This is a genomic window from Flavobacterium sp. (assembly GCF_034111225.1).
Lineage (GTDB): Bacteria > Bacteroidota > Bacteroidia > Flavobacteriales > Flavobacteriaceae > Flavobacterium.
The window spans coordinates 15,688-42,096 of the sequence record NZ_JAWUXR010000008.1 but is presented as its reverse complement, the minus strand read 5'-3'; the positions used below and the strand labels follow the sequence as shown (position 1 = coordinate 42,096).

The 26,409-nt window shown below is 29.7% G+C and carries 21 protein-coding genes and 3 tRNA genes; 14 read left to right on the top strand and 10 right to left on the bottom strand.

What is annotated here, in order from left to right; translation table 11 throughout:
- Positions 1-44: 44 nt before the first annotated feature.
- Positions 45-1,031 carry a 6-phosphofructokinase gene (gene pfkA, locus UXY25_RS04025; RefSeq protein WP_320814715.1) on the bottom strand — a complete coding sequence of 329 codons (987 nt, stop codon included), beginning with the start codon at positions 1,029-1,031 and terminating at the stop codon, positions 45-47.
- A 45-nt stretch (positions 1,032-1,076) separates the two neighbouring features.
- A complete protein-coding gene (locus UXY25_RS04020) occupies positions 1,077-5,492 on the bottom strand; it encodes a translocation/assembly module TamB domain-containing protein (protein ID WP_320814714.1) in 4,416 nt (1,471 codons plus the stop codon).
- Between the two features lie 176 nt (positions 5,493-5,668).
- On the opposite strand from UXY25_RS04020, the gene tsaD reads away from it, so the two are divergent.
- From tsaD to UXY25_RS03980, 8 genes are all read left to right on the top strand, one after another.
- On the top strand, positions 5,669-6,691 hold the full coding sequence (gene tsaD / locus UXY25_RS04015) for a tRNA (adenosine(37)-N6)-threonylcarbamoyltransferase complex transferase subunit TsaD (RefSeq protein ID WP_320814713.1): 1,023 nt from the start codon (positions 5,669-5,671) through the stop codon (positions 6,689-6,691).
- Between the two features lie 5 nt (positions 6,692-6,696).
- On the top strand, positions 6,697-7,404 hold the full coding sequence (locus tag UXY25_RS04010) for a 16S rRNA (uracil(1498)-N(3))-methyltransferase (RefSeq protein WP_320814712.1): 708 nt from the start codon (positions 6,697-6,699) through the stop codon (positions 7,402-7,404).
- Positions 7,394-8,041, top strand: coding sequence for a DUF4159 domain-containing protein (locus UXY25_RS04005; RefSeq protein WP_320814711.1), 648 nt, complete (start codon positions 7,394-7,396; stop codon positions 8,039-8,041). The genes UXY25_RS04010 and UXY25_RS04005 overlap by 11 nt, the downstream gene beginning before the upstream one ends.
- Positions 8,042-8,188: 147 nt before the next feature.
- Complete coding sequence (locus UXY25_RS04000; protein WP_320814710.1) at positions 8,189-9,142, top strand: zinc metalloprotease; 954 nt, start codon at positions 8,189-8,191, stop codon at positions 9,140-9,142.
- 101 nt (positions 9,143-9,243) lie between these two features.
- Positions 9,244-9,750: a TrmH family RNA methyltransferase gene (locus tag UXY25_RS03995; RefSeq protein ID WP_320814709.1), complete on the top strand. Its 507-nt coding sequence runs from the start codon at positions 9,244-9,246 to the stop codon at positions 9,748-9,750.
- 20 nt (positions 9,751-9,770) lie between these two features.
- On the top strand, positions 9,771-10,859 hold the full coding sequence (locus tag UXY25_RS03990) for an AI-2E family transporter (protein WP_320814708.1): 1,089 nt from the start codon (positions 9,771-9,773) through the stop codon (positions 10,857-10,859).
- Position 10,860: 1 nt separating this feature from the next.
- Positions 10,861-12,039 carry a THUMP-like domain-containing protein gene (locus UXY25_RS03985; protein WP_320814707.1) on the top strand — a complete coding sequence of 393 codons (1,179 nt, stop codon included), beginning with the start codon at positions 10,861-10,863 and terminating at the stop codon, positions 12,037-12,039.
- Between the two features lie 36 nt (positions 12,040-12,075).
- Positions 12,076-12,642 carry a hypothetical protein gene (locus UXY25_RS03980; RefSeq protein WP_320814706.1) on the top strand — a complete coding sequence of 189 codons (567 nt, stop codon included), beginning with the start codon at positions 12,076-12,078 and terminating at the stop codon, positions 12,640-12,642.
- Between the two features lie 52 nt (positions 12,643-12,694).
- On the opposite strand, the gene UXY25_RS03975 is transcribed toward UXY25_RS03980, so the two are convergent.
- From UXY25_RS03975 to UXY25_RS03965, 3 genes are all read right to left on the bottom strand, one after another.
- Positions 12,695-12,768 (bottom strand) — tRNA-Arg (locus tag UXY25_RS03975).
- A 14-nt stretch (positions 12,769-12,782) separates the two neighbouring features.
- Positions 12,783-12,857 (bottom strand) — tRNA-Pro (locus UXY25_RS03970).
- 12 nt (positions 12,858-12,869) lie between these two features.
- A tRNA-Ser gene (locus UXY25_RS03965) sits at positions 12,870-12,953 on the bottom strand.
- Positions 12,954-13,209: 256 nt separating this feature from the next.
- Here UXY25_RS03965 and UXY25_RS03960 point away from each other — a divergent pair.
- Positions 13,210-14,388 (top strand): acetyl-CoA C-acyltransferase, encoded by a 1,179-nt coding sequence (locus UXY25_RS03960; protein WP_320814705.1) that lies wholly within the window; start codon positions 13,210-13,212, stop codon positions 14,386-14,388.
- A gap of 66 nt (positions 14,389-14,454) precedes the next feature.
- A complete protein-coding gene (locus UXY25_RS03955) occupies positions 14,455-15,216 on the top strand; it encodes a C40 family peptidase (protein WP_320814704.1) in 762 nt (253 codons plus the stop codon).
- 42 nt (positions 15,217-15,258) lie between these two features.
- On the opposite strand, the gene UXY25_RS03950 is transcribed toward UXY25_RS03955, so the two are convergent.
- Both UXY25_RS03950 and gyrA read right to left on the bottom strand, forming a co-directional pair.
- Positions 15,259-16,365 carry a hypothetical protein gene (locus tag UXY25_RS03950; protein ID WP_320814703.1) on the bottom strand — a complete coding sequence of 369 codons (1,107 nt, stop codon included), beginning with the start codon at positions 16,363-16,365 and terminating at the stop codon, positions 15,259-15,261.
- A 61-nt stretch (positions 16,366-16,426) separates the two neighbouring features.
- Positions 16,427-19,000 carry a DNA gyrase subunit A gene (gyrA, locus tag UXY25_RS03945; protein ID WP_320814702.1) on the bottom strand — a complete coding sequence of 858 codons (2,574 nt, stop codon included), beginning with the start codon at positions 18,998-19,000 and terminating at the stop codon, positions 16,427-16,429.
- Between the two features lie 259 nt (positions 19,001-19,259).
- Here gyrA and UXY25_RS03940 point away from each other — a divergent pair, with 259 nt between their 5' ends.
- Genes UXY25_RS03940 through UXY25_RS03930 form a run of 3 tightly spaced genes read left to right on the top strand, consistent with a single transcriptional unit; the run spans position 19,260 to position 22,865 of the window.
- Positions 19,260-21,809: an ATP-dependent Clp protease ATP-binding subunit gene (locus tag UXY25_RS03940; RefSeq protein WP_320814701.1), complete on the top strand. Its 2,550-nt coding sequence runs from the start codon at positions 19,260-19,262 to the stop codon at positions 21,807-21,809.
- A gap of 25 nt (positions 21,810-21,834) precedes the next feature.
- Positions 21,835-22,269, top strand: a complete 435-nt coding sequence (locus UXY25_RS03935; protein ID WP_320814700.1) for an ATP-dependent zinc protease — start codon at positions 21,835-21,837, stop codon at positions 22,267-22,269.
- Positions 22,270-22,292: 23 nt separating this feature from the next.
- On the top strand, positions 22,293-22,865 hold the full coding sequence (locus tag UXY25_RS03930) for a HutD family protein (protein ID WP_320814699.1): 573 nt from the start codon (positions 22,293-22,295) through the stop codon (positions 22,863-22,865).
- Positions 22,866-22,903: 38 nt separating this feature from the next.
- Here the strand turns inward: UXY25_RS03930 and rho are convergent, their stop codons facing one another.
- Positions 22,904-24,592 carry a transcription termination factor Rho gene (gene rho / locus UXY25_RS03925; RefSeq protein ID WP_320814698.1) on the bottom strand — a complete coding sequence of 563 codons (1,689 nt, stop codon included), beginning with the start codon at positions 24,590-24,592 and terminating at the stop codon, positions 22,904-22,906.
- Between the two features lie 182 nt (positions 24,593-24,774).
- On the opposite strand from rho, the gene UXY25_RS03920 reads away from it, so the two are divergent.
- Complete coding sequence (locus UXY25_RS03920) at positions 24,775-25,185, top strand: DUF4293 domain-containing protein (RefSeq protein ID WP_320814697.1); 411 nt, start codon at positions 24,775-24,777, stop codon at positions 25,183-25,185.
- An 85-nt stretch (positions 25,186-25,270) separates the two neighbouring features.
- Here the strand turns inward: UXY25_RS03920 and UXY25_RS03915 are convergent, their stop codons facing one another.
- Together UXY25_RS03915 and UXY25_RS03910 are read right to left on the bottom strand one after the other, a co-directional pair.
- The gene (locus tag UXY25_RS03915; protein WP_320814696.1) at positions 25,271-25,735 is read right to left on the bottom strand and encodes a hypothetical protein; all 465 of its coding nucleotides are present in this window, start codon (positions 25,733-25,735) and stop codon (positions 25,271-25,273) included.
- 102 nt (positions 25,736-25,837) lie between these two features.
- Positions 25,838-26,332: a metallophosphoesterase family protein gene (locus UXY25_RS03910; RefSeq protein ID WP_320814695.1), complete on the bottom strand. Its 495-nt coding sequence runs from the start codon at positions 26,330-26,332 to the stop codon at positions 25,838-25,840.
- Positions 26,333-26,409 lie beyond the last annotated feature (77 nt).

Sequence of the window (26,409 nt, the reverse complement as noted above, 5' to 3'; positions counted from 1 at the left end):
TGCTTGATTAGTTGTGTGTTTATCGTAGCAATTTTACAATGAAATTATGTAGACATTATGTCTGACACTCTAATTAATTCGTTATCTATTTCGTAATGGCCTTTAATTGCTTGTTCTAAAGGGGTTAAAACAATTTTATCATTTAATATTCCTGCCATGAAGTTTGATTTACCTTCTAACAAAGCTTCTACTGCTTTAACTCCAAGTCTTGAAGCCAAAACTCTGTCAAAACATGAAGGTGCGCCACCACGTTGCATATGTCCTAGTACAGAAACCCTTACATCATATTCTGGCATATGCTCTTCTACATAATCTTTTAGTTCGAAAACATTTTTACCTGTTTTGTCTCCTTCAGAAACTACAACAATGCTTGAGGACTTACCTGATTCTTTACTTCGTTTCAATGATTCTAAAAGTCGTTCTAAACCTAGATCTTCTTCAGGAATTAAAATTTCCTCTGCTCCTGCACCAATTCCTGTATTTAAAGCAATATGTCCAGCATCTCTTCCCATAACTTCTACAAAGAAAAGTCGATTATGTGAACTGGCTGTATCTCTAATTTTATCAATTACTTCAACTACTGTGTTTAAAGCAGTATCATAACCAAGAGTATGACTTGTTCCAAAAATATCATTATCAATAGTTCCAGGAATTCCCATAACAGGAAAGTTGAATTCCTTGTTGAAAATTTCTGCGCCTGTAAAAGAACCATCTCCACCAATAACTACCAATGCATCAACATTTGCAGCTTTTAAATGATTGTAGGCTTTTTTTCGACCTTCAACAGTCATAAATTCTTTTGAACGTGCTGATTTTAAAATAGTACCTCCTTTATTAATTATGTTATTAACAGAACGAGGGCCCATTTCTTTAAAATCGCCTTCAATCATTCCTTCATAACCTCTATAAATTCCTAAACAATTGATATTATGATAAGCGCAAGTTCTTACGACTGCACGAATTGCAGCATTCATTCCTGGAGAGTCTCCGCCAGAAGTTAACACTGCTATTTTATTAATATTTGCTGACATAGTCTTTTTATATATTGTAAATTTAAAAAAGGAAATGAAAAGTAACTAGTCTATTTCAGGAACTTTTTCTGATTCTTTTTCAGCTTCTGGAGTAGGTTTCTTTTTATTTTCTTGAGTCCAATTCATATAATCTGGAGATAATTCAGAATCTTGTGATTGATTAGAAGAGTTAGAATCAGAATTTGTTTGCTTTTTCTTCCTCTTAAATATTTTTTTCAACATTTCACCAAATGTGTCAAAATCTATATTATATGTTAAGCCAATTCCTTGAGTGTAACCAATATTACCCCCAATATTATAATTTAAATCGTTTTCTCTGTTAAAAACATGTGCTTGTAAAGTTCCGTCTTCGTTTAATTCCATTCGAATTTCAAGATTTCCAACCAATACAGATTGTGAAACACCTCCTACAGGAACTCCTACTTTTCCATTTATTGAAATTTTATCATTCAATTGCGTATTTAAAGTAACTCCTAATCTATCTGAAATTTGATTAACTCTATCGCCTTGACTATAATCTAATCCGAATTTAAGCATACTGTCTTCATCTGCAAAAATATCACTTAAAATAGCACTAACACGTTCAAATAATGGACCATAAGCAACATTACCTGCGTTTTCAGCTGTCATAAATGAACCTGTTGAAAGTAATGCCATTGCTTGGGTTTGTCTTGTATCTTTATTTTGCAAACGATAATCAATTTCACTCTTTAAAACCGAACTTACATTTGGGAAATCAATATTAAAATCGGGTTGTGGATTACTTATCGTTCCGTTTAATAAGATAGAAACATTTGTAGCTACTTTTTTATTAAATGTTGCGCTTTCTAACAATAAAGCAGGATTTGCCTCAGTATTATAAATTGCTTCTAGATTAAGATTTGCTCCTAAAGGTTCCCCTTCCCAACGGATTGTACCTCCTTTTTTTACATTAAATTTTTTATCAATTAAACCTCCATATTTAAAATTGTATTCCCCTTCTTCAATGATAAAGTCTCCAAACATTAGAAATTTACCTAAAGTATTAATTTCAATATGCATAGAACCATAACCACTACCATTCATTGAATGACCAGAATCTCTATCTAAAATAATTTCAATATTAGCATTGGTATCAACATCAAAATCTAATTCTAACTCTAATCCTTGATATTTATTTTTCTCTATTGCTTTTTCTCCTTTTACACTGTACTTATCTTTTGCAGTAACAAAGTTTAAAAAGGAATTATCTCCCATAGATTCTGAATCACTGACAGGTATTTTAATTTCTGTACCCTTTTCTGAAGCACCATTTACTTTAATTACTAGTGCATTAGTTGGTCCTTTTACAGTAGCAAAACCATTCATAAATGCTGTGCCAAAATAATAAGCTCCCTCACTATCTTTGGTATCTAAGGCTAATAAATTATTTGATTTTACTTCTAAGTCTATTTCCCAATCTGCAAAAACATCATGCCTTACATTTCCATGTAAAACTCCTTTTGTTTTATATTTCCTATCGGTAATTTCAATATTTCTAAAAATAAATTGATGCTCTGTAACATCAACGATTGCATTTTTTTCAAAATCATAATTAACGTTTAAATAAGGAACTTTTACTCCTGATTCATTTAAATACAAACGCCCATCTATTTCTGGATCAGTTAATGAACCGCCAATAGTAGCTTTTCCTGATGCATTTCCTCTTACATCAGACAAAATATTACTCAACAAAGGTCCAAACGAACTTATATCAAATTTATTAAATCCTGCTTCTAAATCTAATTCGGTTTCGTTTTCATTGTAATTTAAATCCCCTAATAATGTAAAACTCTCATTATCATCTTGTTTTAACTTTGAGTCAATAAAAAATTTATTGAAATTTTTATTTCCTTTGATATTAAAATCTAAATTACCAAGAAGTATATTATTGATTTTTAAATTATCAATTGTAAGTTGAGATTCTGGCTTATAAATAGAATTTTTTTGTTCATATTTAATCATCCCATTTAAATTTCCATCAAACTTCAAACTATCAATCGAAGGTGTAATTTTATTTACGTCAATATCTTTAAATGTAAAATTAAAATCTTTATAAGTAGAGTCTTTTAACTTACCATAAAAATTCATTTTTTGATTATTATGAGATAAGGTAAAGTCTTGAAAATCAAAATTTGATAATTTCTTATCAAAAACAATTTTGTTGTCTTTTTCTTCATTTTCATTTATAAACCAAATATAATCTTTGAAATTAAGTTCCGATTTTTTAAATCCTACTACTGAATTTTTGTTTTCGTCAATTGTGTGATAAATATTTAAATCAAACTTATCTTCACTTTTCTTCCCGCCTTTAAACTCTGTTCTTATGAACAATGTATCATTCATTGTTACATTAATCAAACTGAAATCGGCAATTTTATAGTTTTTATTTTTAATAGAATCCATTTCTATATAAGCATTATATAACGGATTTTTATTATCAATATCTATTTTTATATTATTAAAATAATTTTCAAATGCTATAACTTCTGGAGCAGTAAAATCAAATTCGAATTTTCCTTCATCTGCATTAATCTTTCCTTTAAATTTTGTGTTTTCTGAAATTGTAACATCTGGTATAAATATGTCAATAATTTTATTGTAAACTGAGAATTCAAAATCTAAATATTGACCAGGCTGCAACTTGTTAGGAGAATAGTTTGCATATAAACTTCCTACTGCATTTTCAACTATCTTTTTAACTTCATCAATTCTATATTTACCTACTACTTTACCTGTAATTATATCTGGTGAATTAACAGTAATTGTTCTAACTCTATTGTCATCAAAGTTAGAGGTTAATTGAAATTCATCGAAAACATAATGGCCTTTAGTATTTAAATAAGAGGCTCCATTTACATTTAAAACACCTTCTAAATCGTCTAAAGTATTTCCTTTAGCTTCTATAGTTACACTTCCTTTAAAAATAGAAATTGAATCAATTGTAGAAAAATTCAGCGCAACTAAATCTATATAATCAATTTGAGTTTTAAAGTTGTAATTTTTTACTTTAGAACTTAAGTCGACTAATCCATTAAAATCTAAACGTAAATTTGGATCATTACTATTTAAATACCCTTCAAAATAAGGCATTTTCATAGTTCCATCAATATCAATATTAGAATAGTTGTACTTATTATAAAATAACTTATCTATTTTCCCTTTAATCTTAGTATTCAAATATTTTGTATTGAATCCTTTCCCATCAACTTCTACTTGCAACGTTACTGCACCAAGATCATTTTGATTTAAAAAATTCCCAATATTGAAATTTTCTAATGCAATATATCCTTGATAAGAAGCATTGTCAATATTATCTATGTTTTGCAAAGACAAATCACCATCAATAGCACCTAGGAATGAAGTTAAATATATTTTTGAATTAATAAACGTATTTGTAAGTTCAACATCTCCATTCAAATTAATGTCACCTAGTTTTTTTAAATTAGAAGGTAAATTACCCCCTAAAAGTCTAGGTAAAATATGATTAAGCTTATCATAACTTGAAGATAAATTATCTAAACTCCCTTTAATATAAAATGACCTTGTTTTATCAAAAAGATATTTAAAATTAACATTGCCCGTAATTTCTGAATGGTATTTATCTGTTAGTTTTAAATTGTGAGTCGTAAAATTATTCAATGTTCCTAAAAGATGTGTATCTACAAAGAATTTATTATCCTTACCAAATTCATTATAAAAGTAATTTAAATCGTTTGAGGCAATAATAGCTTTATCAAATTCTGCATCAAAAATAACTTTATTATTAAAATCTGAAAAATCTTCTCTTTTATATCTCAATTCAACCCTACCAACCATTTCAGATTCTTGTGTAGTTGCAATTAAATTTTCTAATAAAATATTAGACCTTGTGTAAGTAAATTTAGATTTTAAATTTTTTACAAAAAGACCTCTAGAGTCTTTAAATGAAAGTTTATTTATGTTGGTATAAACATTAGGTCCTTTAATAACAAAATCTTCTATTAAACCATTTAATTGGCTAAAGTCAATAATTTTAGAAGTTTTTAAATTGTAATCTGTATATCTAAATCTACTTCTAAATATTGTCATTGAACTAGCCTTCATTCTAAATTTACCTGAAGAAGGTGAGCCATCATCAAAAGCATCAACAAAACGGTCTAGATTAGTTCCTACTTCGCCTTTATACTGAGTTAATTTACAATCTAAACCATCTAAAACTACATCTCCTAAATATGGATGTCCACTATCATAAAGGTTTTTGAAATCTAAAATAGAAGTATTCAACCTGTCTATATAGAAAAGTGTATCCTTGTGATGATCTCTCACTAGAATATTTCCTAGTTTAACAGATAAAAATGGAGTAATGGTTAATTTTCCAATCGTAATATCAGTACCAAACTCTTTATTCAACTCATTTGTAGCATATTTACCAAAATAAGTCTGTACAAATGGCAATGACAAAAGAATACTTAAAAGAAGTAATAAAATTAAAATTCCGACAATAATTCGGATGAATATTTTTTTAAATTTTTTGATACTCTATTTTGTTTTAAATTTGCATATTGGTTATTGAACAAAAATAAGGTTTTTTGTAAGACAACTATATAACTTTTAAGTCAAATTTCGTGCCTTTTTATATGAATAACGATAAAATTTACACTTTAGCCATAGAAAGTTCGTGCGATGATACATCTGCGGCGGTATTATTAAACGACAAAGTGCTCTCAAATGTTGTTGCAGGACAACCAATTCATCAAGAATATGGTGGTGTAGTTCCAGAACTTGCTTCAAGAGCTCACCAGCAAAACATTGTTCCTGTTGTTGAAGTTGCTTTAAAAAAGGCTGGAATAACAAAAGAACAATTAAGTTGTATCGCTTTTACACAAGGTCCGGGATTAATGGGTTCGTTATTAGTTGGAGGTTCGTTTGCAAAATCGATGAGTATGGCGTTAGATATTCCGCTTATTGCAGTCAATCACATGAAAGCACATATTTTAGCACATTTTATAGACGAAGATGGTTACGATAAACCCGAATTTCCTTTTCTTGCATTAACAATTAGTGGTGGGCATACTCAAATTGTTCAGGTGAATAGTTTTTTTGACATGAAAATTATTGGAGAAACTACTGATGATGCAGTAGGAGAAGCTTTTGACAAAAGCGCAAAAATACTTGGACTACCCTATCCTGGTGGTCCTTTAATCGATAAACTTGCAAACGAAGGGAACCCTAAATCTTTTCCTTTTACTAAACCAAAAGTTGACGGATTGAATTTTAGTTTTAGCGGATTGAAAACTCAAATTTTATACTTTATCCAAAAACAAGTTAAAGAAAACCCCAATTTCATTGAAGAAAACAGGACTGATATTTGTGCTTCAATTCAATACACAATCATTAACATTTTAATGGATAAATTAAAAAAAGCTGTTGAAGAAACTGGAATTAAAAGGATTGCAATTGGAGGTGGAGTTTCTGCTAATTCAGGCATACGAAAAACATTAAAAGAGGCTGAAAACAAATACGGTTGGGTCAGCCATATTCCAAAATTTGAATACACAACAGATAATGCAGCAATGATTGGAATTGTAGGATATTATAACTACATTGAACAAAATTTTAGTGAAGCTGATGTGGTTTCAAAAGCACGAATTGAATTTTAATATTTATGCAACTATTTTATAATCTCAAAATACAACAACACGATGTAACTTTCATTTTTGATAAAGAAGAAAGCAAACATATAGTTAAGGTCTTAAGAAAAAAAGAAGGAGATTTCATTCACATAACTAATGGTTTAGGGTATTTATTTATTTCTGAAGTTTCTATTGCTTCAGAACGAAAATGTGAAGTGCAAATAAAAGAAGTAAGATTTTTTGAAGCAGATAAATACAATCTACATATTGCAGTTGCTCCTACAAAAAATAACGATAGAATTGAATGGTTTTTAGAAAAAGCAACTGAAATTGGCATCAACGAAATCACTCCAATTATTTGCGATCATTCAGAGCGTAAAGTATATAAAAAAGAGCGTGCAGAAAAAATAATTCAAGCTGCAATGAAACAATCTTTGCACTTTTATCTTCCAATTATTAACGACCCTATTCCCTATTCAGAATTCATTAAAAAAGAGTTCGCTGCTCATAAATTCATTGCTCATTGCGAAGAAACAGAAAGAAAATCGTTCAAAAATGAAATTGAACCAAAACAAGATATTGTCATTTTAATTGGACCCGAAGGGGATTTTTCAACAAAGGAGATTAATTTAGCTATCCAAAACAATTACAAACCTGTAACTTTAGGAAACACAAGATTGCGAACAGAAACCGCTGCATTAGTTGCATGTCATACAACGGCCTTAATAAATGAAGAATAACTTTTATATCATAATCATGATGTTTTTTGCAAACACTTTTTTGTTTGCACAGGATATTGCTGTTGTAAAATATTCTGGCGGCGGCGATTGGTACGCTAATCCTACTTCCTTACCTAACTTGGTTCAATTTTGTAATCAAAATATTAATACTAAAATTAATACTAAAGTAGGAACTGTAGAAGTGGGAAGCGCTGATATTTTCTCGTATCCATTTGTTCACATGACCGGGCATGGAAATGTTGTTTTTAGCCCAAATGATGTTCAAAACTTAAAAAATTACTTAAATTCTGGTGGTTTTTTACATATTGATGATAATTATGGAATGGATGAATACATTCGAAAAGAGATAAAAAAAGTATTTCCTAATGAAGAATTAAAAGAAATTCCAATATCACATCAAATTTTTCAGAAACCGTATAATTTTCCAAATGGATTGCCAAAAATTCATGAACACGATAATCAACGTCCCCAAGCTTTTGGAATATTTATTAACAATCGATTAGTACTTCTTTATACTTATCAATGTGATTTAGGTGATGGCTGGGAAGATTCAGAAATTCACAATGACCCAATTGAAATTAGAGAAAAAGCTTTAAAAATGGGCGCAAATATAATAAATTACGTTTTTAATAACTAAATCGTTTATTTTTAAATAAATTATAATTATTTAACAAAAATTATAATTAAAATGTAAAATTAACATTGTTAACTTATTTATTTTTGAATTGCATTATTACCTAAATAATAACGTAACTAAACAAATAACTAACTAATTTTACATTTTATGAAAAAAACTCTTTTATCAGTTTTTACATTATTACTTTGCATTTCATGTAGTAATGAGGAGTCTTCAACTGAAAACTCATCAGTTGTAAAACATGACCATAGAGGTTGTGCGTCTCATAGTGTTCTTGAGGAACAACTAAAAAATGATCCAAATTTAGCAAACAGGATGCAGCAAATTGAAGAATTAACCGCGAATGCTATTTCTCATGGCCGATTAGTTAATGGGAGAATTGAAATTCCAGTAGTCGTTAATGTTTTATACAAAACTACAGCTGAAAATATTTCAACAACTCAAATTCAATCACAAATTGATGTTTTAAACAAAGATTTTAATGCAACAAATTCTGATTTCAATCAAGTTCCATCAACTTTTTCAGGAGTAAAAGCAAATGTTGGAATTACATTTGTTTTAGATGCAGTTTACAGAAAATCTACTTCTAAAACATCATGGGGAACTAGAGATACAATGAAAAACACTAAAAGAGGTGGTTTAGATCCTACTTCGCCAAGCACAAAACTTAACCTTTGGGTTTGTACTATAGGTGGTGGAATTTTAGGTTACGCACAGTTTCCAGGAGGCTCATCTGCAACTGACGGAGTGGTTATTGATTCGCGTTATCTTGGAACAACTGGAACAGCAACAGCTCCATTTGATAAAGGAAGAACTGCTACCCATGAAGTAGGACACTGGATGAATTTAAGACACATTTGGGGAGATACTACTTGCGGAACAGACTATGTTAACGACACACCAAATCACAATACTGCAAATTATGGTATTCCATCATTTCCTCATTATTCAACATGTCCAGGAACCCCAATTGAAATGACAATGAACTATATGGACTACACTGATGATGCAGGTATGTACATGTTTTCAAATGACCAGAAAAGTAGAATGCTTGCCGTTTTTACTGCAGGTGGGCCTAGAAACACATTTTCGCAACCATAATAATTACAAAATATAAATAAAAAAAACTCGCTAGTACTAGCGAGTTTTTTTTATATTTTAGCCTAATCTTTTAAAAAACTTTAAAAAAAACATAGAACAACTTGGAACAACTAAACCATTACAACATAGAATTTCAAGAACATAACTTCCCTATTACGGTAATTTGTGACGAAGTCTATTTTCAACAAAACATAGGAAGTATTTTTAGAATTTGTGATGCTTTTGGTGTTGAAAAAATAATTTTTACTGGCGAAAATTTCATTATTTCTGAAAGAAAAGTTAACAAAACTTCACGAAATACTCATAAAACAGTTCCTTTTGAAGTCATAAAAGACAAAAACGAAGTTATCCGCAAACTACAAGAAATAAACTATCAAATTATTGCTCTTGAAATAACCGATTTAAGCACGTCAATAGATAAAATTAAATTAACAAATCAACCTATTCTTTTAATAGTTGGAAGTGAAGTTTACGGTGTTTCAAAGGAACTATTAGATTCTGCAAACATTATAGCTCATATCCCTATGTTTGGAAAAAACAGCAGTATGAATGTTGCTAATTCATTGTCTATTTCTCTTTATGAGATTACAAAACAACTTTCTTTATAATATTTTTTCTATTTTTGAATATGAATTCAAACGAACTTTCTAAAGGAATTTTAAAAGCTGTTGCTATTTTATTTGGTATAGCATTAACTTTCTTTTTAATTTATAAAATTTCAACTGTTTTAATTTACATTATTGTATCAATTGTTTTTACTCTTATTGCAAATCCAATTGTTATATTTTTAAAAAATAAATTAAAGTTCAAAAATACGATTGCAGTAATTACTACATTGTTTTTATTTTTAGCTCTAACAGTAGGTTTTTTCTTAATGTTTGTTCCGTTAATTATTGATCAAGGAGAAAATCTATCGCTATTAAGCATTAATTCATTAGAAAAAAACTATGAAGATGTTATAAACAACTTGTCTATTTATTTAGCCAATTATAATATTGATGTACTTCAAATTATTAATTCTGCTAATATTAAATCATCTATTAATTTTAAAATAATTCCTGAATTTTTCAATAGCTTAATTAATACTCTTGGAAATTTTGGAATGGGAGTTGCTTCAGTATTTTTTATTTCTTTTTTCTTATTAAAAGATAGAGCTAATTTTTTTGTAACTTTTAAATCTATACTTCCTAAAAGTCAAAAGAATAAAGTACTTATTTCAATAGATAAGATTACAAATTTATTATCAAGATATTTCATTGGATTATTACTTCAACTTTTGATTATTTTTATTTTAAACGGACTTGTATTTTTAATATTTGGAGTTTCAAACGCATTTACTATCGCACTTTTATGTGCGATTTTAAATATTATCCCATACGTTGGACCAATAATAGGAATGTTTGCTACGGCTGTTTTAATACTTATTAGTGGTATAAGCGGTGATTTTATTAATGATGCAATACCTACAACTATATATGTTCTTATAGGCATGTTTACTGTTCAATTAATTGATAATAATATCAATCAGCCAATTATTTTTTCTAAAAGCACAAAATCACACCCTTTAGAAATATTTTTAGTAATCCTTATTTCAGGAGTTTTATTTGGAATTATTGGAATGATTGTAGCAATACCTTCTTATACAGTTTTAAAAGTAATTGGGAAGAGTTTCTTTCCTGAAATTTTAATAATCAAAGCATTAACAAAAAATATCTAAATTGGATTTTAAACAATTAATTACTGTAGAGGTTCAAGAATTTATTAATTCCAACTTAAATGCTGATGTTGCTCAGCTAGCATTGTCTAAAAACCCCTTTTCAGAAATTGAATTTACTTCAATTATCAATCAAATTAAAGCTAAACAGAAATCAAAAGAAAAGTTACCGTTGTGGTACAACACTTCAAAAATTATATTTCCTACAAAAATTTCAATAGAACAAACATCTTCAGAAAAAACAGCACAGTATAAATCAGAAATTGTTTCAGGCGAATCATTAATTGACCTTAGTGGAGGTTTTGGAATTGATGATTATTATTTCTCTAAGAAAATTAATTACGTTACACATTGCGAAATTAATACTAAACTATCCAATATAGTAGCTTATAATTACAAATTATTAAATGCAAACAACATTACATGTATCAATAAAAATAGTACAGATTATTTAAAAGAAAGTAATGAAAAATTTGATTGGATTTATATCGATCCGTCAAGAAGAAATGAAACAAAAAGGAAGGTTTTTATGTTTAAAGATTGTGAACCAAATGTTCCCGATTTACTTTCGTTATACTTTTCTAAGTCAAATAATATTCTAATAAAGACTGCCCCTCTACTCGATTTACAAGCGGGTATTGTAGAACTTAAATATGTAAAAAAGATCCATATCGTTGCAATTCAAAATGAAGTTAAAGAATTGCTTTGGGAAATTGAACAAGGTTATCAAGGTTCAATTTCTATTATTTCCGTAAATATTGATAAAGACAAGCGAACTTTAGTAGAAACTGTTCATCAAAAAGAATACGAAGTTGAGTTCTCTTTACCTCAAAAGTTTTTGTACGAACCTAACGCAGCTTTATTAAAATCCGGAAATTTTGATGCCATTTCGCAAATTTACAATTGCAAAAAACTACATAGGCACTCTCATTTATATACTTCAGATTTTATAATTGAATTTCCTGGAAGGAGCTTTCGAGTTGAAAACATTATTACTTTACAAAAAAGTGAAGTAAAAGAGCATCTTTTAGGTAAAAAAATGAATGCCTCAACAAGAAACTTTCCTTTTAAAGTGGAAGATTTAAAAAAGAAATACAAAATAAAAGATGGTGGTACGACTTTTGTATTTTTCACTACAAATATTGAAAACAAAAAAATAGCTTTAATTTGCACAAAAATTTAAATCTAAAATTGCCATTAAAAAAACAAATACCTACTTATGAAGTACTTATTATTTATTCTATTATCTATTACCCTTTCTTTTGCTCAAGATAAAAATTGCATATATGATTACGAAGAAGAAACGGATTCAATATTTGTAAAGGTTTTACCTGAAAAATTAATCTATGAAAGAGTTTATGGTAACATTAAAGAGATGATTCATTTTGTGTTAATCAACAATAATGGAGTTCCAACTCTAAATTTACAGTACATTCAAACCAGCAAAGACTTTATAACTGCAAGTTGTTTAGATAAGACATCAAGAATTGTTTTTCAATTAGCAAATGGAAAAATTGTAACTCTAATTAGTAATAATGAAGAAGTATGTAATAATTTAATTTATAATAAAGAAGACAAAAATAATATTAGAATTCTAGATGGTTATTTTTTATTTACCAAAAACAATTATGAAGAATTAAAAAAATCACCAGTACATTTAATGAGAATTCAATTTACAAATGGAGCAAAAGATTTTGTCATAAAAAAAGAAATACAATCAGAACTACTTAATACAACCTACTACCCAGAAAAAATATTTATTGACTTTTTAAATTGTTTAGAATAAAACAAGAAACTATATAAAATAAAAAAAGCCTTGCAAATGCAAGGCTTTTTTGTGATCGCGCCAGGATTCGAACCTGGGACCTACTCATTAGAAGTGAGTTGCTCTATCCAACTGAGCTACGCAACCATTATTTATTTTCGTCGGGGTGGCAGGATTCGAACCTGCGGCCTCCTGCTCCCAAAGCAGGCGCGATAACCGGGCTACGCTACACCCCGAAAATAAAAAAGCGGAGAGTAAGGGATTCGAACCCATGCGACAGTTACCCGTCGACAGTTTAGCAAACTGCTCCATTACCACTCTGGCAACTCTCCAATAATAATAGAAAGAACTTATCTTTTTTGCGATTGCAAATGTACACTTTCACTTCTTATATCACAACATTTTCTTAGCTTTTTTTATTATTTATTTTAAAATTTTATTGAAACACTTATGATTCAATTACATACATTCAAAAAAAAAAATCAACTTAAACTATAGTTTTTAGCAAAAACTCTTAATCAATGAAAAAATTATAGGATTAGAAATAAAAATAGTAAATTCGCAGAACATTTAAAATTAACAGAAAACATGAGTAAGAAAGTTGTAATTGTATCTGCTGTTAGAACTCCTATAGGAAGTTTTATGGGAGCTTTATCTACTGTACCTGCTACTAAACTAGGTGCAGCAGCAATTAAAGGTGCTTTAAATAGAATTAATTTAGATCCAAATAAAGTTGACGAAGTTATAATGGGTAATGTTGTTCAAGCTGGAAATGGTCAAGCTCCAGCAAGGCAAGCAGCTATTTACGCAGGATTACCTAATACTGTTCCTTGTACAACAATTAATAAAGTTTGTGCAAGCGGAATGAAAGCTGTTATGCAAGGAGCACAAGCAATTATGTGTGGAGACGCAGAAATTGTTATTGCAGGTGGTATGGAAAACATGAGTCTTATCCCACACTATGTACACATGAGAAATGGCGTAAAATTTGGACCAACTTCTCTTGTTGATGGGATGCAAAGAGATGGCTTAGTTGATGCTTATGATAATAATGCAATGGGAGTTGCTGCTGATTTATGCGCAACAGAACATAAAATTTCAAGAGAAGAGCAAGACAATTATGCTATTCAATCATATAAAAGATCAGCTAACGCATGGGACGCTGGTAAGTTTGATTCAGAAATTGTACCTGTAGAAGTACCTCAGAGACGCGGTGAAGCAATTATTGTATCTAAAGATGAGGAATATACTAATGTTAAATTAGATAAAATACCAGCTCTTTCTGCTGTTTTTACAAAAGACGGTACTGTTACTGCTGCAAATGCTTCAACTATTAATGACGGTGCTGCTGCATTAGTCTTGATGAGTGAAGAAAAAGCAAACGAATTAGGATTAAAACCATTAGCCTATATTAAATCTTATGCTGACGCTGCTCATGAACCAGTTTGGTTTACTACAGCTCCTTCAAAAGCATTGCCTATTGCCTTAAAGAAAGCCAATTTATCAATTTCAGATGTTGACTTTTTTGAATTTAACGAAGCTTTTTCTGTTGTAGGATTAGCTAACGCTAAAATCTTAGGGTTAGATAATGATAAAGTTAACGTAAACGGTGGTGCAGTTTCATTAGGACATCCACTTGGATGTTCAGGAGCAAGAATTATTGTAACTTTAATTAATGTTTTAGAACAAAATAATGCAAAAATTGGTGCTGCTGCTATATGCAACGGTGGTGGTGGTGCATCTGCAATTGTTATAGAAAAAGCTTAATTTTATAGATTATGAGTTGTAGCTTTTTTTCTACAACTCATAATTATTAACTCATAATTATTTTTAATGTTCGGAATTTGCAATCTTTCCATAGTTCCTATACGATTTGAACCTTCAGATAGAAGCGAGCAAGTATCTCAACTTTTATTTGGTGAGCATTTTACTATTTTAGAACAAGATAAAAAATGGACTAAAATAGAAGTTGCATTTGATAATTATATTGGCTGGATTGACAACAAACAATATTTAATTATAAATGAAGAGCAATTTAATTTTTTGAATAACTCACCTATAATTTTAAATAGTGATTTAATTGAATACATTTCTACACCAAATAATATATTAACACCTATTCCACTAGGTGCTTCTTTATCATTTTTAGAAAACGAGCAAATAAATACATTAAACTATACATTTGATGGAATTAAAGTTTGTGGACAAAAAGATAAAGCGAATCTAATTAAAACTGCTTTTATGTATTTAAACACTCCTTATTTATGGGGAGGAAAAACACCTTTTGGAATTGACTGTTCAGGATTTACCCAAATGGTATATAAAATAAATGGATACAATCTTTTAAGAGATGCTTCAGAACAAGCTATGCAAGGGGAAGCATTGAGCTTTATTGAAGAAAGTGAACCAGGAGATTTAGCTTTCTTTGATAATGAAGAAGGAAATATTACTCATGTAGGAATTATGATGAATGATAATTATATAATTCATGCTTCTGGAAAAGTACGAATTGACAGATTAGATCATCTAGGAATTTACAATGTAGATACTGGAAGGCACACACACAAGTTAAGAGTTATTAAAAAAATAATATAAAAAAATCCCGCTAAAAGCAGGATTTTTTATTTATTTATTTATTTATTTAATTGTTGCTGCTTTATCTTTCATTCCTAAAGAATCATAACACGTTTTAAGTAATATTTTAGTGTTTTCATCATTAGAATTAATTTCATAGGCTTTTTCAAAACTTGGCAATGCTCTTCTAAACATAGCAGCTCTTTTAGCCATTAATTCATCATATTTAGTTTTATTATCAACACTTGCATTTATTTCAGTAACTAATTTGTCGTCTTCTTTTAAATACTCATATCCTTCATTAAAATAAAGGTTAAATTCTCTAGTTAACAATTCTTTATCAGCAGGATTTAGCTTAATTGCTTCAGCAAGAAGCGGCTTAGCTTTTTCAATGTTACCATTTTGAAGAGTCAAGATAGCTAACATTTTAACAATTTCATTTTTACTATCAGAAACTTTCTCGTCTCTAGGCTTTTCATGCGTTTTTAATGAAATAAAACTCATTCTATCTTCTCTAGTATTAAAAAATTCTTCTGCATCAGCAGCTTTATTAAATGCAAAATATTTCACACCATTTTTAAAGTAATCACTTGTCAAATATTCTGCATATAATTTTTCAGCAGTTTTATAATCTTCAGCCTGAACAGATAAAATAGCAGCATTTTCTAAAGCTTTTCCTTCGTTCATTTTGTCAAATAAGTATAGATTATAAAACATTAACGAAGCTTCCTTAAATTTAGATTCTTGATTTAAAGCATTAGAAAATTGTCTTAATGTAGCTGAAAATTGTTTTTTTTCTTCAACTAAATCATTTGTATATATTTTTTTTCCTGACTTTTTTTCATATGCTAATGTATTATTAATAACAACTCCATATTCTTCAATAAATTTAGGATTATATAAATTCATTTGATCCTGCATTGTAGCTTTATCTCCTTTTGAAGCTAAAACTACTGTTGGATACATCGTTTTATAAAAGGTATAATACACACTATCATCTTCATTTAGTTGCATATTTCCTAAAGTTTCATAAGCTGATTTATATTCTTGTAAATCGCTTTCTGAAATTGAACTTCTTGAATATATTTTTTTCAAGGTTTTTAACTCATCTTTTTGAGCAAATGTAGCTACTGATAACAATAGTACTAAACTTAATAATATTTTTTTCATTGTATTAAAAATTAGATTATAACATAAAGCCCAAATTAATTTGGGCTTTTGTTTTCATTAATTATTCTTGAGAATCTTCTTCAGATGAACTTTCTGCTTCAGATTGATTGTCTTCTATAACTTCTCCTTCGATAACTTCACCGTCAATATCTTCAATATCTTCGTCAACTTCTTCTTCACGAAGAACTTTAGTAACAGCAGCAATTGAATCGTTTCCTTTAATATTAATTAAACGAACTCCTTGTGTTGCTCTTCCCATTACACGTAAATCAGAAATTGCCATTCTAATAGTTAATCCAGATTTATTGATAATCATTAAGTCATCTTCATCAGTTACACCATTAATAGAAATTAACGAACCTGTTTTTTCAGTTAAATTAAGGGTTTTAACACCTTTACCTCCACGGTTTGTTACTCTATAAACTGGCTCACCATCTTCTTCTAATTTTGTACGTTTTCCATAACCGTTTTCAGTAACAACTAAAATCTGAGAATCGTTAATGTCTTTTTCGTCTATAGCAACCATTCCAATAACTTCGTCTTTATCATTTGCTAAAGTAATTCCTCTAACTCCAGATGCAGTTCTTCCCATTGGTCTTGTTTTACTTTCTTCAAATCGAACTAATTTACCCGACTTAACTGCTAATAAAACATGACTATTTCCAGTAGTTAATTTAGCTTCTAATAACTCATCATTGTCTTTAATAGTAATAGCGTTAATACCATTTTGACGTGGACGAGAATATTGCTCAAGTGGAGTTTTCTTCACCTGACCATTTTTAGTAGCCATAATCACATAATGACTATTAATATATTCTTCGTCTTTTAAATCTTGAGTACAGATGTAAGCTTTCACTTTATCATCATTTTCAATATTTATAAGGTTTTGGATTGCTCTACCTTTACTTGCTTTTGTTCCTTCAGGAATTTCAAAAACACGCATCCAATAACATTTACCTTTTTGGGTAAAGTACATTAAATATTGGTGGTTTGTTGCTACAAATAAGTGTTCTAAGAAATCTTGATCTCTTGTTGCAGCACTTTTTTGTCCAACTCCTCCTCTATTTTGCGTTTTGTATTCTGTTAATGAAGTTCTTTTGATATAACCTGCATGAGAAATTGTAATAACAACTTGTTCATCGGCAATTAAATCTTCAATACTTACATCTCCACCAGCATATTCAATTACAGAACGACGCTCATCTCCATATTTATCTCTAATTTCAACTAATTCAGTTTTAATAAGTTCCATACGCAATTCTTTGCTTGCAAGTAACTCTTTTAAACCAGTGATTAATTTCATTATTTCATCGTACTCACCACGCAATTTATCTTGCTCAAGACCTGTTAATTGTCTTAAACGCATTTCAACAATTGCACGAGCTTGAATTTCAGATAGTTTGAATCTTTCAATTAATTTCCCTCTTGCTTCTTCACCATCTTTAGATGAACGAATCAAAGCAATTACTTCATCAATATTATCAGAAGCAATAATTAAACCTTCTAATATATGAGCTCTTTCTTCAGCTTTTCTTAATTCATATTGCGCTCTTCTAACAACAACTTCATGACGGTGTTCTACAAAATAATGAATCAATTCTTTCAGATTCAACATTTGTGGCCTTCCTTTAACCAATGCAATGTTATTTACACTGAAAGAAGATTGTAGTTGCGTATATTTATAAAGCGTATTTAATACAATATTTGGAACCGCATCTCTTTTTAATTCATAAACTATACGCATTCCGTTTCTATCTGATTCATCACGAATAGTAGAAATACCCTCTATTTTTTTATCGTTAACTAGGTCAGCCGTTTTCTTAATCATATCGGCTTTATTCACTTGATAAGGAATTTCCGTTACAATAATTGCTTCTCTATTATTACTTTCTTCAAAACGAGCTTTTGCACGCATTACAATACGCCCTCTACCCGTTTTAAAAGCTTCACGAACACCTTCGTAACCATAAATAGTTCCTCCTGTTGGAAAATCGGGAGCTTTAATATGAGTCATTAACTCATCAATCTCAATATCATTATTATCAATATATGCTAAAGTACCATCAATAACTTCAGTTAAGTTATGAGGAGGCATATTAGTAGCCATACCTACCGCAATACCAGAAGCTCCATTAATTAATAAATTAGGAACTCTTGTTGGCATAACTTTTGGCTCCTCTAAAGTATCATCAAAGTTTAATTGGAAATCAACTGTCTCTTTGTCAATATCTGCCAAAATTTCTTCTGAAAGTTTTTGCATTCTAGCTTCAGTATAACGCATTGCAGCAGGGCTATCACCATCAACTGAACCAAAGTTACCTTGACCATCAACAAGTAAGTATCGTAAACTCCAGTCTTGCGCCATACGCACCATTGCATCATATACTGAAGTATCTCCATGTGGGTGATACTTACCTAATACTTCTCCAACAATTCTTGCAGATTTTTTATGTGCTCTGTTTGATAAAACACCTAATTCATACATTCCAAATAAAACTCTACGGTGAACCGGCTTTAAACCATCTCTCACATCTGGAAGTGCTCTCGACACAATAACTGACATTGAATAATCAATGTAAGCTGACTTCATTTCGTCTTCAATGTTAATCGAAATTAACTTTTCTCCGTCAGACATATATATTTATTTATATTAAAATTATCATTCATTCTTAAACGCGACAATATACAGCTTTTTCTAATTTTCAAAGCGAATTTAAGCTATAAATTTAAACGATTTATTAACAATTTTTTCTTCAAAAAATATAACAATTAGTAAACTTTTGATTTTTATTTATCATTTTTTTTTTGTCAATTAGCATATAAATACAGTTTAGGTATGTTTTTTGCTTTATTTAAAGCAATTCTTTTTACTTTTACAATAAACACAATAGAAGATGGACGATAATTTTTCACCAAGAGTTAAAGAGGTGATTTCTTATAGTAAGGAAGAGGCTTTAAGATTAGGACACGATTTTATAGGAACAGAACACCTTATGTTAGGATTACTACGTGAAGGTCAAGGGAAAGCTATGGCTATTTTAAATAATATGGCTGTTGATTTTATGCACCTTAGAAATAAGGTTGAAATTTTAAGTCCAGCTAATACAACTGATATAAAAAATAACGATAAAAAAAACCTTCATTTAACAAGGCAAGCTGAAAGAGCATTAAAAACAACTTTTTTAGAAGCAAAACTTTATAACAGTACACTTATAAGTACGGCTCATTTATTACTTTGTATTTTAAGAAATGAAAATGATCCTACAACAAAGTTACTAAACAAACTTAAAATTGACTACGAAGGTGTAAAAGACCAATATTCTACAATGATGACAAACGAAAACGACTATATAGAAAACCTTCCAAAAGCAGAATCATTTAATGAAGATTCTGGACAAGAGGAAAACCCAAAAGATGCTGGATTCAACAATCCAACAGGTGGAAATAAAAGTACGAAAAAATCTAAAACTCCGGTTTTAGATAATTTTGGTAGAGATTTAACTGAAATGGCAGAACAAGGAAAACTTGATCCTGTTGTAGGTCGTGAAAAAGAAATTGAAAGAGTTTCACAAATTTTAAGTAGAAGAAAGAAAAATAACCCGTTACTAATAGGAGAACCAGGTGTTGGTAAATCTGCTATTGCAGAAGGTTTAGCGTTACGAATTATTCAGAAAAAAGTGTCTCGTGTATTATTCAATAAACGAGTTGTAACGTTGGATTTAGCAAGTTTAGTTGCTGGAACCAAATATCGTGGACAATTTGAAGAACGTATGAAAGCGGTAATGAATGAATTGGAAAAAAATGACGATATAATTTTATTTATAGACGAAATTCATACTATTGTAGGTGCTGGTGGGGCAACTGGCTCATTAGATGCATCAAACATGTTTAAACCTGCTTTAGCTAGAGGTGAAATTCAATGTGTTGGAGCAACAACTTTAGATGAATACCGTCAGTATATTGAAAAAGACGGAGCATTAGAAAGACGTTTTCAAAAAGTAATTATCGAACCAACTTCAATTGAAGAAACAATTACTATTCTTAATAACATTAAAGGAAAATACGAAGAACACCACAGTGTTACCTATACTCCAGAAGCCATTGAAGCTTGTGTAAAATTAACAAGTAGATATATGTCAGATCGTTTTCTTCCAGACAAAGCTATTGATGCATTGGACGAATCTGGCTCACGAGTTCACATTACTAATATTGATGTTCCTAAACAAATCATTGAATTAGAAAGACAACTTGATGATGTGAGAGAATTGAAAACTACTGTAGTAAAAAAGCAGAAGTATGAAGAAGCTGCAAAGCTAAGAGATGATGAGAAAAAAATTGAAAAAGAACTAGCTATTGCTCAAGAAAAATGGGAAGAAGACGCTAAAAACAATAGAATCACAGTAACTGAAGATAATGTTGCAGATGTTGTATCAATGATGACAGGTATTCCTGTTAATAGAATTGCGCAAACGGAAAGCAACAAACTTGCTCATTTACCTGAATTAATAAAAGGAAAGGTAATTGGACAAGATGAAGCCGTTGATAAAGTTGCAAAAGCTATTCAACGTAATAGAGCTGGGTTAAAAGACCCAAATAAGCCAATTGGTTCATTCATCTTTTTAGGCCAAACGGGTGTTGGAAAAACACAGCTAGCTAAAGTAATTGCTAAGGAATTATTTGATTCTGAAGACACTTTGGTACGTATTGACATGAGTGAATACATGGAAAAATTTGCTATTTCTAGATTAGTTGGAGCACCTCCAGGTTATGTAGGTTATGAAGAAGGTGGTCAATTAACTGAAAAAGTGAGAAGAAAACCATATTGTGTAGTTCTATTAGATGAGATTGAAAAAGCTCATCCGGATGTATTTAACATGATGCTTCAAGTTTTAGATGACGGATATTTAACTGATAGTTTAGGTCGTAAAATTGATTTTAGAAATACTATTATCATTATGACATCAAATATAGGCGCACGACAATTGAAAGACTTTGGTCAAGGTGTTGGATTTGGAACTGCTGCAAAAACTGCACAAGCTGATGATCATTCTAAAGGAATAATTGAAAACGCACTTAAAAAAGCATTTGCTCCTGAATTTTTAAATAGAATTGATGATGTAGTTGTTTTTAATGCTTTAGAAAAAGAAGATATCGATAAAATTATTGATATTGAGATGTCTAAACTTTATTTAAGAGTTAAAGATTTAGGATATAATTTAGCTTTATCAGAAAAAGCAAAAGATTATATCGCAGAAAAAGGATTTGACAGGCAATTTGGAGCTAGACCTTTAAAAAGAGCTATTCAAAAATATGTCGAAGATGCTCTTGCTGAAGAAATAATTACTTCTAAAATTCACGAAGGAGATGAAATTTTCATGGATTTAGATGAAAAAACAAATGAGTTAACTGTTTCAATTAAGAAAGCTAAAAAACCTACTAAATAGTAGGTTTTTTATTGATATTATAAACATGGATAAAACAATTATAGGCTCTAGAGAATGGTGTTCATTACCTGATTTAGGAATACAACTAATCAAAGCTAAAATAGATTCTGGAGCAAAAACAACAGCTTTGCATGCTGATAATCTAACAAAATTTAGTAAAGATGGTGAAAGCTGGGTGAAATTTTCATTACACCCATTAAAGTCTAGACCAGATTTGATTGTTGAATGTGAGGCAAAACTAATTGAAAAAAGAATTATTAAAAGTTCTAATGGAACTAAGGAAGAACGATTTGTGATTGAAACTAAACTTGTTTTAGGAAATTCGTCTTACCCCATTGAAATTACCTTAACCAATAGAAAACTTATGGGGTTTCAAATGTTATTAGGCAGACAAGCAATGAGTAATAGAGTTTTAATAGATTGTGAGTTTAGATATTTATTAGGAAAACCAACTATATAATTCTTCATGACAGTTAATATAAAATGAATTATAAAATAATTTCTAAAAACAACCTTAAAACAACTACTTGGCAAGGAGGAACAACTACTGAGTTATATATTTTTCCAGAAGATACCAATTACCAAGAAAGAAACTTTGATTTTAGAATAAGTACAGCAGAAATAAGCCTTGAACAATCTAGCTTTACACCTTTACCTAATACCAATAGAGAATTAATGCTTTTAGAAGGTTCAATTGAAATTATTCATGAGAGTCACTATTCTAAAAAAATGAATAAATTTGATATTGATTCTTTTAAAGGAGATTGGAAAACTTCTGCAAAAGGCACATGTATTGACTTTAACATAATGTCAAAAGAAAAATACAATGGGAAAATCGAAGCTTTAAATTCAGAATCAAAACATAAAAGACATCTAAATAATACAAGTGATTTTTTAATACTTTATATTTATAAAGGAGAAATTTTGGTAGAAATTGAAAATGATATAATTCAATTAGTAAAAGGAAACGTTTTAGTTTTAAATAAAAAAGTTAATATTGAAATAAACTTCACTAAAACAAGTGAAATAATCGTTTCAAAAATTGATATTAAATAAAAAATCCCAATCTTTAGATTGGGATTTTTTTTATGTTTTTATTGATTCATGGAAATTAAAAATTCCTCATTATTTGCTGTTTTTCTAAATCGATCATGAATAAAATCCATAGCTTCTATAGGATTCATATCAGCTAAATATTTTCTCATAATCCACATTCTTTGAATAGTATTGTCGTCTAACAATAAATCATCTCTACGAGTGCTAGAAGAAACTAAATCAATTGCAGGAAAAATACGTTTGTTTGCAATTCTTCTGTCTAATTGTAATTCCATATTACCAGTACCTTTAAATTCATCAAAGATAACCTCGTCCATTTTTGAACCTGTATCAGTTAAAGCAGTAGCAATAATACTTAGTGAACCTCCATTTTCTACATTACGAGCAGCTCCAAAGAAACGTTTTGGTTTTTGTAAAGCATTAGCATCAACACCTCCACTTAATATTTTTCCAGACGCTGGTTGAACAGTGTTATATGCTCTTGCTAAACGAGTAATAGAGTCTAATAAAATGACAACATCATGCCCGCATTCTGTCAAACGTTTTGCTTTTTCCAAAACAATATTAGCAATTTTAACGTGTTCTTGAGGCTCACGATCAAAAGTAGAAGCAATAACCTCTCCTTTAACATTTCTTTGCATATCAGTAACCTCCTCAGGTCTTTCATCGATAAGTAGAACTATTAAATATACTTCAGGATGATTTGCAGCAATTGCATTTGCAATTTCTTTTAGTAACATTGTTTTACCCGTTTTTGGTTGGGCAACAATCATACCTCTTTGTCCTTTACCTAAAGGTGAAAACAAGTCTATAATTCTTGTAGAAACTGTACTTTCTTTTCCAGCTATATTGAATTTTTCTTTTGGAAATATTGGAGTTAAATGCTCAAAAGAAATTCTATCTCTTACTTCTTGCGGATCGTGTCCGTTAATTTTTGACACTCTAACTAAAGGAAAATATTTTTCCCCTTCTTTTGGAGGACGTACCACACCTTTTACTGTGTCACCTGTTTTTAATCCAAATAATCTAATTTGAGATTGAGACAAATAAATATCATCTGGTGATGATAAATAATTATAGTCTGAAGAACGAAGGAATCCATAACCATCAGGCATCATTTCTAAAACTCCTTCACTTTCAATAATACCGTCAAACTCAAATTCTGGTTCTCTAAAATTTGGTTTAGAGGTTTGTTTTTTAATAGGATTGGTTGGTGTAGAAACGGCAGTAGGGTTACTTTTCTTAAAGCTTGGATGATTTGGGTTATTTTGATTAGCCTTATGGTTTACATTTTGTTGCGGCTTATTAACCTCTGTATTTTTTTCTTCAACACCTTCGTTTTTAACTTCTTCCACTTTTTCAGGCGAAGCTACTGTTGTTTTTTCCTTTATAATTTTAACTGGCGTAGGTTTAGGCGTTGATTTAATCTTATCTTCAATTGGAGCTTCGACTATACTTTTCTCTCTAGATGTTTCAGTTTTAGCTTTAACCACTTTTTGAGGCGCAACACGTGCTCTCTTTGGTTTAGGCTCTGCTTTTTCAGAAGGTATAGCAATACCTTTAATTACATCTGCTTTTACTGTTTCAGGATTAGCAGCTTGTACATCTAGAATTTGGTAAACTAATTCATCTTTTTTAAGTGTTCTGAATTTTTTTACTTTAGCAGCTTTAGCAATTTCTTGCAAATCAGAGAGTTTCATCTCTTTTAAGACTTCAATATCAAACATGGATAAATTTTGAATTATTTATAAGAATAATAAATTTTTGTGATAGGATTTTTTTGGGCTTGTAACCTATCGCAGTATGAAGTACTTACGATAGTACTATGCAATAATACGAATAAAATTGAATTAAACAATAGTTTTTTTACAAAAGAAAACATATTTTTGCTTTGCAATTTTATTAAAAAATGATCCAACGCATTCAAAGCTTATTTTTAATTTGTAGCATTATTATAACTGCTGTACTTCCGTTTTTCTTTTCTTTATGGACAGAAAGCAAAGACAAAGTTGTTTATTTTAATGAATCAATATTATATATTGTATTTTTTGCTGGAATTTCAGCATTAGCAGTATTGAGTTTATTTTTATTCAAAAAGAGACAAACGCAATTTGTTTTAAACAGATTGGCAATCATATTTAACTTTATTTTACTAGGATTTTTTGTTTTTCGAACACTAAACATACCCGGAGGAATGCAAATTTCAGAGAAGGGTATTGGGATGTTTCTTCCTACTCTTTCTATCATTTTACTTGTTTTGGCTAACAGAGCAATTAAAAAGGACGAAGATCTCGTAAAATCTGTGGATCGACTACGTTAAACCTATCATCTTAGTTTTATTAGTGCGTAGAAAAACCCGAATCTTTCGATTCGGGTTTTTTGTTTTAATATTAGTATTAAAAAACTTAATATCTTTCACCAAGGGACGTCAAGTATAAAAAATAGCCTGAGGTATTAAAAACTAGAATAAAAAAATCATCCGAACCTGAAATACCAACATTATAAAATTCATCTCCGTTCTCTTTAGTAATTTTTGAGGCTTCATTAATTTCAAAAGTGGGGTAATTGTTCTTTAAATATTCTAAAATGCTAGTATTTAAAGAACTTATTGCTATGCTCTTTTGAATTGCTTTTATAACACCTACATTATCATAACTAACTAAATATTTTGAATTTCCTCTCAAAAACTCAACTTCAAATCGCAATTGTTCCCTGTATTTTCCCCTATAAAACTTTGACCAGCTAGTATCTGTTGCTCCTTTAAAATCTTTTTCAAAATTTAGTTTTAAAAATGGTGGTGCATCTATTTTTTCTTGTGAATAATTCACGATAGTAAATGATAAGAATAAAATAAAAATTAATTTTTTCATGATTACTTTTTTATTAAGTTACTCCTAAAAATTTACAATTCATAATTAAAAATCAAGTTTAAATAATATAACAATAAAAACAGTCTAATAAATTTATAGCTTCTACTTCTTCCCTATTTCAATTACTTCAAGGTTTTGAATTTTATCTTTATCAATTTCAAATCGCAACATAGTTCGCATTTGGTGAAAACCATATTTCCCAGCTGCACCAGGATTCATGTGTAATAAATTCAATTTTTTATCAAATTGAACTTTTAAAATATGTGAATGTCCGCAAATGAAAAGTTTTGGAGGGTTTATACGAATTTCATCTCTTACATTTACATTATATTTATCCGGATAACCGCCAATATGCGTTATCCAAACATCAACATCTTCACACATAAACCTATTATTCAACGGAAATTCTTTCCTTGCCTCCGCATCATCAATATTACCAAAAACAGCACGTAAAGGTTTTATTTTTTTAATTTTATCAGTTACGTCTAAATTGCCAATGTCTCCAGCATGCCAAACTTCATCAGCTAAATTGACGTATTTTAAAATAACGTCATCAATATGGCTATGTGTATCAGAAAGTAATAATATCTTAATCATATCACAAAAATAGATTAATTATTGAAATTGAAATTGTCATTGCTCTTGAATTTCGTAATTTTGCTTTCATATTATAA